9 protein-coding genes are annotated in these 11,296 nt (G+C 74.1%); 2 read left to right on the top strand and 7 right to left on the bottom strand.

The window, feature by feature from the left end:
• Nucleotides 1-163 precede the first annotated feature (163 nt).
• From GXP74_RS25405 to GXP74_RS25430, 6 genes are all read right to left on the bottom strand, one after another.
• Nucleotides 164-1,252 (bottom strand): ABC transporter ATP-binding protein, encoded by a 1,089-nt coding sequence (locus tag GXP74_RS25405; protein ID WP_182453561.1) that lies wholly within the window; start codon nucleotides 1,250-1,252, stop codon nucleotides 164-166.
• Complete coding sequence (locus GXP74_RS25410) at nucleotides 1,249-2,862, bottom strand: iron ABC transporter permease (protein ID WP_225448170.1); 1,614 nt, start codon at nucleotides 2,860-2,862, stop codon at nucleotides 1,249-1,251. Before GXP74_RS25410 ends, GXP74_RS25405 begins: the two co-directional genes overlap by 4 nt.
• Nucleotides 2,859-3,908, bottom strand: coding sequence for an extracellular solute-binding protein (locus GXP74_RS25415; protein ID WP_182453562.1), 1,050 nt, complete (start codon nucleotides 3,906-3,908; stop codon nucleotides 2,859-2,861). The genes GXP74_RS25410 and GXP74_RS25415 overlap by 4 nt, the downstream gene beginning before the upstream one ends.
• A complete protein-coding gene (locus GXP74_RS25420) occupies nucleotides 3,905-4,321 on the bottom strand; it encodes a hypothetical protein (RefSeq protein ID WP_182453563.1) in 417 nt (138 codons plus the stop codon). The genes GXP74_RS25415 and GXP74_RS25420 overlap by 4 nt, the downstream gene beginning before the upstream one ends.
• A gap of 88 nt (nucleotides 4,322-4,409) precedes the next feature.
• A complete protein-coding gene (locus tag GXP74_RS25425) occupies nucleotides 4,410-5,765 on the bottom strand; it encodes a Dyp-type peroxidase (protein WP_182453564.1) in 1,356 nt (451 codons plus the stop codon).
• On the bottom strand, nucleotides 5,765-7,018 hold the full coding sequence (locus GXP74_RS25430; protein WP_182453565.1) for a hypothetical protein: 1,254 nt from the start codon (nucleotides 7,016-7,018) through the stop codon (nucleotides 5,765-5,767). The genes GXP74_RS25425 and GXP74_RS25430 overlap by 1 nt, the downstream gene beginning before the upstream one ends.
• A 472-nt stretch (nucleotides 7,019-7,490) precedes the next feature.
• Between GXP74_RS25430 and GXP74_RS25435 the strand changes: the two genes are divergently transcribed.
• On the top strand, nucleotides 7,491-9,011 hold the full coding sequence (locus GXP74_RS25435) for a SpoIIE family protein phosphatase (protein WP_370468460.1): 1,521 nt from the start codon (nucleotides 7,491-7,493) through the stop codon (nucleotides 9,009-9,011).
• Between the two features lie 3 nt (nucleotides 9,012-9,014).
• On the opposite strand, the gene GXP74_RS25440 is transcribed toward GXP74_RS25435, so the two are convergent.
• Entirely contained in the window at nucleotides 9,015-9,995 is a 981-nt protein-coding gene (locus tag GXP74_RS25440; RefSeq protein WP_182453567.1) for an Ig domain-containing protein, read from the bottom strand.
• Nucleotides 9,996-10,236: 241 nt separating this feature from the next.
• Here GXP74_RS25440 and GXP74_RS25445 point away from each other — a divergent pair, with 241 nt between their 5' ends.
• The gene (locus tag GXP74_RS25445; protein ID WP_225448171.1) at nucleotides 10,237-11,244 is read left to right on the top strand and encodes a M48 family metalloprotease; all 1,008 of its coding nucleotides are present in this window, start codon (nucleotides 10,237-10,239) and stop codon (nucleotides 11,242-11,244) included.
• Nucleotides 11,245-11,296: the final 52 nt, after the last annotated feature.

Consider the following 11,296-nt stretch of genomic DNA (forward strand, 5'->3'; position numbering starts at 1 on the left):
CGATAAGGTTCTGCACATGACAACCCAGCGCCACAGGGGCGCAGAACAGGGTGAGGTTGGACGAGGCAGAGACTAGATGCGCGCGCATGAGCGAACAAGAGGTCGCGTTGACAAATTTTGCACAATGGGCAGCATGGTCAATCACGAATGAGCAAATCGGAGGCTACCCGGCCGCCGCCCAGCCGGTGACCGGGCCGGTGGCGCGGAGGGCGACCGGGGTGCCCGGGGGCAGGTCGGCCGCCTCCGCGCGGCGGACGGTGAGCGGGCCGCAGGCGGGGGTGTCCACGGTGACCACGGTGTCGTGGCCGTGGAAGTCCTGCTGGGTGACCGTGCCCGGGAGCGCGTCGGCGGTGTCGGCGGGCAGCAGCCGCAGCTGCTCCGGGCGCAGCAGCACCAGCACCGGCGCGCCGTCGGCGAAGGCCGGGGATCCGTCGGTCAGCGGCAGCGTCCCGAAGGCCGTCTCGGCCAGCCCCCGCCGGACGGTGCCGGGCAACAGGTTGGCGTCGCCGACGAACCGCGCCAGCGCCGGGTCGTCCGGGCGGGCGTAGAGCTCCCGCGGCGCGGCGGCGTGGGCGACCAGGCCGTGGCGCAGTACCGCGACCTGGTCGGCGGTGGACAGCGCCTCGTCCTGGTCGTGGGTGACGATCACGGTGGTGGTCCCGGCGGCGCGCAGTACCCGCAGTACCTCCAGCCGGACGCTGGTGCGCAGGAAGGCGTCCAGCGAGGAGAAGGGCTCGTCGAGCAGCAGTAGCGCCGGGTCGGGCGCGAGCGCGCGGGCGAGCGCGACCCGCTGCTGCTGGCCGCCGGAGAGCTGGTGCGGGTAGCGGGCGGCGAGGTCGGCCAGGCCGGTCAGTTCCAGCATCTCCGGGACCCGCTGCCGCCGCGCGGCCCGGGGCAGGCCGAAGCCGACGTTGGCGGCGACGTCCAGGTGCGGGAACAGGCAGCCCTCCTGCGGGACGTAGCCGACCTGCCGGTCCTGGGGCGCGGTATGGCGTCCGGGGCCGTTCACCAGGGTCCCGCCGATGGTGATCGTCCCGGTGTCCGGGCGCTCGAATCCGGCGAGCATCCGCAGCAGCGTGGTCTTGCCGCTGCCGGAAGAGCCGAGGACGGCGGTGACCGATCCCGGCGGGACCTCCAGGTCGACCCCGCGCAGCACCGGCTGCCCGGCGAAGGCCTTGGCCAGTCCGCTGACGGTGACCCCCCGGGCGTGGCCGGACCCGGCCTCGCTCCGCGTCGTCGAAAGGTCTGTCATTGTCCTGCCGCCCTTCCCGGGAGCCGGTCGAAGAACCGCCCGAGCAGACAGCTCGGTACCGCGGTGATGGCGATCATCAGCAGCGCGAACGGCGCCGCCTGCCCGTAGGCGAGGTTCTGCTGGTAGTTCCAGAACTGGGTGGCGAGCGTCTGCACCCCGGTCGGGACCAGGATCAGGGTGGCGGTCAGCTCGGTCACCGCCGAGAGGAAGACCAGGCAGAACGCCGCCGCCAGGCCGGGCGCGACCAGCGGTCGGGTGACCCGCCAGAGCACCGCCGGACGGCCGAGGCCGAGCGAGTGCGCGACCTCCTCCAGCCCCGGCGGGGCCTGGGCGACCGAGGCCCGGACGCCGACCAGGGCGAGCGGGAAGAACATGATCGCGTAGGTGACCACCAGCATCGGCGCGGTCTGGTACCAGATGCCGTCGGCGTAGGTCTCGCTGAAGTACGTCAGCGACAGCGCGATCACCAGGCCGGGCATCACCAGCACCAGGTAGGAGCCGCGTTCCAGCAGCCGTCGGAGCCGGCCGTCGTGGCGGACCGCGAGGACGCCGACCGGCAGTGCCATGCAGGTGGCCAGCAGTGCGGCGGAGGCGCTGTACAGGGCGGTGTGCCAGGTGGCGTCGAGCATCGAGTCCCCGGTGAAGGGGTGCTGGGTGCCGGTGACCCACCAGTACCCGGCGGAGCCGACCGGGACGCCCAGCGCCAGCGCCGCCAGCAGCGCCAGCGCGGCGCAGGCCGGGAGGGTCCAGCGGCCCAGGTGGTGGCGTCCGGTGGTGCGCTGCGCCATCCGGTCCACCCGGCTGCCCCGGGCGCGTCCGCGCAGCGCGGCCTCGCCCGCGAGCACCAGCAGTCCGAGCGCGATCAGTACCAGCGACAGCGCGCAGGCGGTGGGGATGTTGAAGGAGACCGAGAACTCGGTGAAGATCTCGGTGGTGAAGGTCTGGTAGCCGAGGATCTCGAAGGCGCCGTACTCGGCCATCAGCCCGAGGGCGACCAGCAGGCAGCCGCCGAGGATGGCGACCCGGGCCTGGCGCAGCGTCACCCGCCAGAAGGTGCGCAGCCGGCCCAGGCCGAGGTTCATCGCGACCTCCTCCAGGGCCGGGTCGGCGTTGCGCAGGCTGGCCGCCACCGGCAGGTAGACCAGCGGGTACACGGAGAGCGTCATCACCAGCACCGCGCCCTGGAAGCCGGAGACCTCGGTGCTGAGCGAGGCCCAGCCGAAGCTGACCACGAAGTCGGGGATGGCCAGCGGTACCACCAGCAGCACCGCCCAGATCCGGCGTCCGGGCAGGTCGGTGCGCTCGACCAGCCAGGCGGCGCCGGTGCCGATGACCGCGCAGAGCAGGGTGACCACCACGGTCAGCCGGACGGTGTTCCACAGCAGCTGGCCGGTGAGCGGCCGGTCGATCAGCGAGGCGACCGTGTCGACGCCCGCGCCGCGCGCCTCGACCAGCAGGAACGCCAGCGGCAGCAGCAGCACCGCGGTCACCAGTGCGCTGACCGTCAGCAGCCCGGTCGGCCGGGAGCCGCGCGGGCGGCCCCCGCGCCGCGGCGCGGGTCCGCGACGCGGGGACCGGACGGCCGGGACCGGCGCCGGGCCGCTGGTCACAGCAGCCCCGCCCGACCGAGCAGGCCGATGGCGGTGGAGCCGTCGCCGAGCTCGGGGATGGTGATCGGGTTCGGCTGGAGCTGGGCGAACGGGGTCTCCGGCGCGGTGGTGGTCACCCCGTCGTCGAGCGGGTACTCGTAGCTGATGCCCTGCGCGATGATCTGCTGGCCCTGCTTGGAGACCAGGAAGGCGACGAACTTCTGCGCGTCGGTCTGGTTCTTGGAGGACTTCAGCACGCCCGCGCCGGACACGTCGAGCACGTAGCCCGGGTCCTTCGGGGCGAAGTAGGCGAGCTCGGAGTGCATCGCGCCCGAGCCGAGCTCGGCCTGCATCCGGTACCAGTAGTACTGGTTGACCACGCCGAAGGCGGCGGCGCCGCGGTTCACCTCGTCCGCGATGGTCTCGTTGTCGGGGTAGACCCGGGAGCCCGCGTTGGCCTTGATCCCCTCCAGCCAGGACAGCGCCCGGGCCTGGCCGTAGGTGTGCGCGACCGAGGTGACGATCGGCTGGAAGTCGGTCTCCCCGGCGGCGAAGGCCAGCTTGCCCTTGTACCGCGGGTCGGCCAGTTGCAGCACCGAGGTCGGCAGCTGGGCGGCGCTGATCAGGCTGGGGTTGTAGATCAGCACGCTCACCCGGGCCGAGACGCCCTCCCAGTCGCCCCGCGGCGAGTTGTCCTGGCTGGGCGTGGCGGCCAGGGTGGACGCGTCCAGCGGCGCCAGCAGCCCCTTGTTCTGCAGGTAGTCCAGCGCGGGCGAGTTCTCGGTGTAGAAGACGTCGGCGCGCGGGTGCTTGGCCTCGGCGACGATCTCGTCGGCGAAGGTGTCCTCGTCGTCGTAGCGGACGTTGACCTTGATGCCGGTCCGCTGCTCGAAGGCGGACACCAGCGACTGCGTGGTCTGCTCGTGCTGGCCGCTGTAGAGGGTGATCGACCCCTTGTCGGCGGCCGCGGCGGACGAGCCGCCGCAGGCGGTCAGCGAGGTGGCGGACAGGCCGATGACCCCGGCCACGGCGAGGCCGCGGAGCGCACGGGAAAGGCGGGTGTTCACGAGGCTGCTCCCGGGCACAGGGCGTTGACGGCGTTCTGGGCCTTGGTCACGGCGATCGCGGCGGCGGGCGCCGCGGCGGTCCCGGCCGTGCTGAACGCCTGGTAGGCGGAGTCGAGTTGACTGACGGCCTGGCCCACCACGGGGTCGCCGAGCTTGAGCTGCCGCAGCGGCAGCACCTGCGCCTCGGCGTAGCCGACCGAGTCGGCGTCCGCGTCGGGCCCGTCGGCGAGCACGGTGGAGACCGCGGTGCAGGCCTGCTGCCGGGCGGTGCCCTGGAGCGCGGACGCCGAGGCGGAGGCGGAGGAGTGGGAGGAGCCGCAGGCGGCCAGGGTACCGGCGGCGAGGGCCGCGCAGGCGAGCAGCGCCCATGGTCGCACCGTCCTCGCGGAGGCGGGCCGGACATGAGGGGACACGGTGGGGGTCTCTTTCTGTTCGGGTGGCAGGAGTGGCGGGAGGGGGCGCACCCAGTGGGGTGGTCCGGCAGGAGGGGCGGCCCGGCGGTCAGCCGAGCAGGGTCCGGCCGATCCAGTCGCCCGGTCCACCGGCCCCGGGCGGGATCGCGAACACGGCGCTGGCCGTGTGCGTGGTGAACTGGTTGAGCGCGTCGGACTCCGCCATCCTGGTGAAGACCGGGACGAACGCGGTGCGCGGGTCCTTCTGGTACCCGAGGAACAGCAGCCCCGCGTCGTACTCCAGCGCCTGCCGCCACGGGGGCCAGCGCTCGACGAACGGCGTGGTGCCGTTGTTGTAGGAGAAGCCGCGGCGGACGATCACCGCGCCGTTGTTGGTGGCGGGTGCCGCCACCCGGACATGGGCGTCGACCGGGATCACCGGCGCGCCCCGGGCGTCGCGCCGGTCCAGGTCCAGCGGCGAGAACTCGTTCGCCGCGCCGAGCGGCGCGCCGTTCAGCTTCTGCCGTCCGATCACCTGCTGCTGCTGGTCGGGGGCGATCCGGTCCCAGTGCTCCAGGGTGATCCGGATCCGCCGGTACACCGCGTAGCTGCCGCCGCGCATCCAGGCCGGGCCCTCCGCCCCGGCCCACAGCGTGGTGTCCGGGTCGGTCGGCGGGTGGACGTTGGAGTTGACGGTGCCGTCCTTGAAGCCCATCAGGTTGCGCGGCGTCCCGCCCTGGTTGTCCGGGGAGAAGCCGAGCTGGGTCCAGCGCAGGGTGGCGACGTCCGGGGCGATCCGGGCGATGCTGCGCACCGCGTGGAAGGCCACCTGCGGGTCGTCCGCGCAGGCTTGCAGGAACAGGTCGCCGCCGCTGTCACCGGCGACCAGTTCGTCGCCCGAGAAGTGCGGCAACTCCAGTAGCGCGGGCGGGAGTTGCCCGCTCAGTCCGAAGCGCGGCGCGCCCTGCGCGGTGACGAGCAGCGAGCGGCCGAAGCCCACGGTCAGGGTCAGCCGGGAGGCGTCCAGGCCGTAGGCCTCCAACGAGTCGTCGGTGGTGGAGCCGCCGGTGGCGTCGTCGTAGGCGGTGCCACCGGCGCCGCCGGGGCTGTGGATCGGCACCGTCACCGACTGCCCCTGGGCCAGCTCCGCGCCCAGCCGGGTCCAGGCCTTCAGCAGCACCACCAGGTCGGCCCGGTTGTCGCTGGTGAGGTCGAACGCGGCCAGCACGGTCTGTCGCTGAGTGTCCGTCAGAATGCCGGACTGGTGCGTCCCGTAGAACGGCTCGGTATTCCTGGCGGGGCCGCCGGCGGCGGTGGCGATGGCCGGTTCGGCGAAGCCGCCGATGACGCCGCCGCCGACCACTCCGGCGCCGACCAGCAGCCCGCCCCGGAGCAGCGTGCGCCGGTTCGTTGTTGACGGTCCGTCAGTTGACGGCTGGTCGTCCTCGCTCTGCACGTCGGCCATCAGTGCAGCATCTCCAGGGTGTTGGTGCCGTCGTTGACGAACAGCACGCCGGTTCCGGCCCGGTCGATGACCACGTCGAAGAGGTCGCCGTTGCCGGGCGGGTCCTGGCCGATGTCGTCGTCCGCGTAGTACTCCCCCACCTGCTTGCCGCTGGGCGCGATCTCGACGATCTTGCCGTTGGCGGCGTTGGCGGCCAGCAGGTCCCCGTTCGGGGTGAGCGTCAGGCCCAGCGGGTCGGCCAGCTGGCCGCCCTGGCTGAAGACGCTGCCGGGGCCGGTGGAGGCGGCGCGGGTGAGCGCGCCCGGGACCGCGTTGACGCCGTTGCCGACGGCGTCGGCGATGTAGAGGGTGCCCGAGGGCGAGAGCGCCAGGCCGGTCGGCCCCTTGACGAAGGCGGCGGCGTCCGGACGCTCCGGCAGCCCGCCCGCGACCTGGGTCTCGGCGGTCACCTTCGGCGCGGCGGTCGCGGTCTGCGCCAGCGAGAGCCGGACCACGTCGCCCTTGTCGACCGTCGCCGTGGAGCCGCCGTTGACGCCGACCAGGGTGTTGCTGACGAACAGGGTGGCGGTGTCGCCGTCGTCCTGGACCGTCGCGTCCCAGGGGCCGTCCAGGTAGGGACCGGCGATGGTCCCGGCCAGCTTGCCGCTCGGCGACAGCACCAGCAGGCAGCCCGCACCGGCGGTGTCGAGCTTGCCGTCGGTGCTGGGCAGGCTGCCGACGATCACCCAGCCGGTCTTCAGCTGGACCATGGCGGTGGTCAGCCCCACCCCGCCGGTGCACCCCGGGACGCTGCCGGGCAGGCCGGCGAAGACGCTCTGGGTGCCGTCGGCGTGCATGTCGACGATGGTGGTGCCGGTGCCCTGGTTGTTCGACGCGTTGTTGAAGTCGTCCACCAGGACGTCGCCCGCGGTCACCGTGCCGACGGTCCGGGTGACCGGCCAGATGGCGTACGGGTTGATGTCGCCGTTCGGCGGGGTGGTCGAGCCCAGTTGGGTCTCGTCGACCTTTCCGGCCAGGAAGGATCCGGCCGCGGGCCGGAGCACCGACTGGGCGGCCCGCTCCTCGGCGGTGTACTGCGGGTTGGCCGGCGCGGCGGCCTGAGTGCCGTTCAAACCCTGCGGTGTTCCACCGCCGGAGCCGCCGCCGGAGCCGCCGCTGGAACCGCAGGCGGCGGTGGTCAGCCCGAGCACCGCGAGCACCGAGAGGGCGACCGCCGTCCGTATCCGTCGGCGCGGCAGCGGAGGGTTGCGCATGCCTGGGGCTCCTTCTGGGCAGGGGGATGACCCGACCGCGAACCGCAGGTCAGGTAAGGTTTACCTAAGTAAGGTATGCCTAGCCTAATGGTCCCCGTCCGGCGCTCACAAGGGGGGTCCCCTCCGACTCCACGCGCCCCCCGCGCCCCCCTTGACCTGCCGTCACCTCCTCTCCCTGCCCCACCTGGGCAGCGCCCCCGGGCGGGCCACACTCCGATGTGTCCCGCCGGAATCAGCGGAAATACAGGGATAAACAGTCCTAAACCTCCCCTTGGCCGAATTCAGTCCCGGAGTATGCTCATGGCAGTGGGCTCCGTGGGCTCCCGAGCCGGACGAAGCGCGTCACACCGGCGTCCGGGCCGCCACCACCGCCGCCCCCCGCGACAGGCGGGGCCCGGGCGGGCCCGGCTCAGTGGCGCGCGACACCGAAAGTGGGCCAACAGAGATGGATATCGCTGCACAGGCGTTGTCCTTGGCACGCGGACTGGTGCGTGGGAACCCGAACGCGTTCGCACAGCGGGCGCTGCCCACGCTGATGCTGATGGTCTCCGCGGCCGTCCTGACCATCGTGAACCCGAGCGGCCACTACAGCCTGGTGCTCGCCGTCATCCCGCTACTGGCCGCCGCCGTCCACGGGGTGCAGGGCACCGCCGTGATCGGCGCGCTGACCGTGACCGCCTACATCGCCCTGCGCGACCAGATCGCCGAGGAGGCCACCGACGTCTGGCTGATCAAGCTGGCGTTCATCGTGGTCACCGCCGGGGTCGGCATGCTGCTGGCGCAGGCCCGGGTCCGCGAGCGGCTGCTCGCGCACAGCCAGGACCTGGCGCTCACCCTGCAGCGCGGCCTGCTGCCGCAGGACCTGCCGCGCACCAGCGCGGTCGAGGTGTGCCACCGCTACGTCCCGGCCGACACCCGGGCCGGGGTCGGCGGCGACTGGTTCGACGTGATCCAGCTGCCCGGCGCCCGGGTCGCGCTGGTCATCGGCGACGTGACCGGGCACGGCATCCACGCCGCCGCGATGATGGGTCGGCTGCGCACCGCCGTGCACACCCTCGCGGCCCTGGACCTGACCCCGGACGAGCTGCTCGCCCGGATGGACGACCTGGTGATCAGGCTCGGCGCGGGCGAGAAGGACGGCGAGCTCGGGGCCACCTGCCTGTACCTGGTGTACGACCCGGTCTCCCGGGAGTGCTGCGTCGCCGGTGCGGGCCACACGCCCCCGGCGTTCATCCGGCCCGACGGCGCGGTCGAGTTCCCGGAGCTGCCGGAGCACCCGCCGCTCGGCGTCGGCGGCGTGACCTTCCAGAGCGCCCGGTTCCGCCTGCCCGAGGGGACGGTGATCGCGCTCTACACCGACGGCCTGCTGGACCTGCGCCGCCAGCACGCCGACGCCGCGCTGGAGCGGCTCGCCGCCGTCCTCTCCCCCGCCGTCCGGACGGCCGAGCTGTCCGCGACGCCGCTGGCGGAGATCTGCGACCGGGTCTGCGCCGACCGCCGGACCAGCGCCGCCGACGACGACGTGGCGCTGCTGCTCGCCCGCACCCGGGTGGCCGCCGCCGACCGCCTCGCGGCCTGGGACCTCCCGGCCGACCCGCGCTCGGTGGCCGAGGCCCGGGCCGCGGTCGCCCGGCAGCTGACCGCCTGGGGCCTGGACGATCAGGTCTTCTCGACCGAGCTGGCGGTCAGCGAGCTGGTCACCAACGCGGTCAGGTACGCCTCCGCGCCGATCACCCTGCGGCTGATCCGGGACCGGGCGCTGATCTGCGAGGTGTCCGACGGCAGCCGGACCACCCCGCACCTGCACCACGCCCAGCTGATGGACGAGGGCGGCCGCGGCCTGTACCTGGTCAGCCAGATCGCCGACCGCTGGGGCACCCGCTACACCGAGACCGGCAAGACCATCTGGGTCGAGCAGGCACTGCCCGCCACCGGGCCCCCGCCCGAGCGGGACGGCGAACGCGGCGGCGAACTGCTGGCCGCCGCCCGCTGACCGCTACCAGGCCCGCTCCACCGTGAGGTGCAGGCTCCTGGTCACCGGCCTCAGCCCGGGCAGCCCCGGGCAGCTGAGCCGGACGCTGAAGCGAGCCTCGCCCCTGGCCGTGGGGACACCGCTGATCACACCGGTGGCCGGGTCCAGCCGCAGCCCGGCCGGGAGCGCTCCACCGACCAGCGTCCACAGGTACGGCGCGGCGCCGCCGGTGCCCGCCAGCCGGGCGGTGTAGGCGGTGCCGACGGTGGCTCGGGCGAGTTCCCGGGTTCCGATCACCAGCGGCGTGGCGGCGGGCGTGGTGAAGCTGAGGATCTGCCCCTGGGTGGTCACCGAGCCGCTGTCGGCGTCGATCCGGTAGTAGTAGCTGGTCCTGGGCGCGAGACCGGTCAGCGCGGCCTGGACGAGCTCCGGCTGGGTCCCGCCGCCGACGGCCTGGACCGGGGTGGTCGAGCCGAGCGCGCCGCTGGTGCCGTACTCGAAGGTGTAGCCGCTGTCCGCGCCCGCCGGCACCACCACCCCGGTGACCTCGGCGCCGTCGGCGGTGATCGCGGTGGCCGGGGAGGTGACGCCCTCGACGCAGGCCGGGGACTGGGGGGTGGCGTTGGCCTCCTGGCCGTCCAGGACCCAGGTGACCCCCGGGAAGACCGCCGGGCTGAAGGTGACCTGGAAGACCTGCGGGTAGTTCCCCTGGTCGAAGTACGTGGGCTGGCCCTGGAAGGCGTCCACCGGGAAGGCCTGGTTCTGGTCCCCGACCCCGAAGGTCATGGCGTTGCCGAAGGTGTTGTCGTAGCCGAAGTACGCGGTGACGTCCCCGCTCTGCGCGTTGGTGGTGACGCAGTCGAGGTAGGGCGTGAGCGAGCCGGTTCCGGCGGCCGAGGCCGGATCCCCGGCCAGGGCGGCTCCACCCACCAGGACGGCCGCGAGCGCGGCGGTGCGGGCGCGGCGTCTGCGGCCGGACGGTGCGACGAGCGGTCCTGCGACCATGGTTCCCCCACTGGACGAGTCCGCCCCGGCCGTCCGCCACGGCGCGAACAGGCTTGCGGACGAGCGACGTTGATGGGACGTCATGGTAGTGCAGCAGGGCCTGCCGCAGCCCCCGCGCGGAGCGTGCGGATCGGCTGCTCAGGGCCGTGTAGTAGGTTGGATGGCCCGCCCGGCAGCCGTCGGCCGGGAGCGGACGAGGACAAGACGTCGGTACGGCAGCGGCCGCCCGACGAGGACGGCGGTGCCTGTGCGGGTCCTGGTGTACGTCCCGCTCGTGGTCTGCGCGCTGCTGGCCCTGGTCGCGCCCCGGCTGGCGCGGTGGCTGCCGCCGCGCCCGGCCGCGTGGTGGCTGACCTGCGCCGCGCTGGTGGCCGCCGGGGGCTGGGCCGGGTCGCTGGCGCTGCTGGCGTTCACCGGCTTCGGGCAGATCCCGGCCGTGGCCGAGCTGGGCTCCTGGTCGGCCGGGGTGCTCCGGGCGACCGCCCCGGTGGCCCGGCCGACCTCGGTCGGCAGCGCGCTGGTCCTGGCCGTGGCGGCGGTCGCGCTGTGCCGGGCGGCGACCCGGCAGCTGCGGCTGCTGGTCACCGCGCACCGGGACTGCCGGGCCCTGCCCGGGGCCGGTGACCTGGCGGTGATCGACGACGACCGGGTGGAGGCGTACGCGGTTCCGGGCCTGCCCGGACGAACGGGCGGCCGGGCGGCGGGGCGGCTGGTGGTCTCCAGCGGCATGCTGCGCACCCTGCCCGGCCCCGAGCGGGAGGCCCTGCTGGCGCACGAGCGGGCGCATCTGCGGCACCAGCACCACCTGTTCCTGCTGGCGCTGCGGCTCGCCGCGTCGGTCTGCCCGCTGTTGCGGCCGCTGGCCCGGGAGGGCGCGTTCACGGTGGAGCGCTGGGCGGACGAGCACGCCGCCCCCGTGGTCGGCGACCGGGCGGTGGTCGCCCGCGCGCTGGCCCGGGCCGCGCTGGCCCGGCCGCACGGGGCCGCGCCGAGCGGCGGGCGGCTGGCCGCGACCGGCGGCCCGGTGCCGCGCCGGATCCGGGCGCTGCTGGCCGCGCCCCCGGCGCCGCGGCGGCTGCCGCTGGTGGCCGGGGGCCTGGTGCTGGCCCTGTGCTGCGTCAGCCTGGCCGACGCCGTCCAGGACGACCGGGCGCTGTTCGTCGGCGCCGAGCGCGCCGCGGTGACCGCCACCCGGGACCTCCCCGGACGGCTGGCCCTGACCGCCGCCTGGACGCCGCACCGGCGCTGACGGCGCTGACGGCGCCGGGCACGGTGCCGCCGGGGGCGGCCCGGAGCGAGAG

The organism is Streptacidiphilus sp. P02-A3a, assembly GCF_014084105.1.
In the GTDB taxonomy this organism is placed as follows: domain Bacteria; phylum Actinomycetota; class Actinomycetes; order Streptomycetales; family Streptomycetaceae; genus Streptacidiphilus.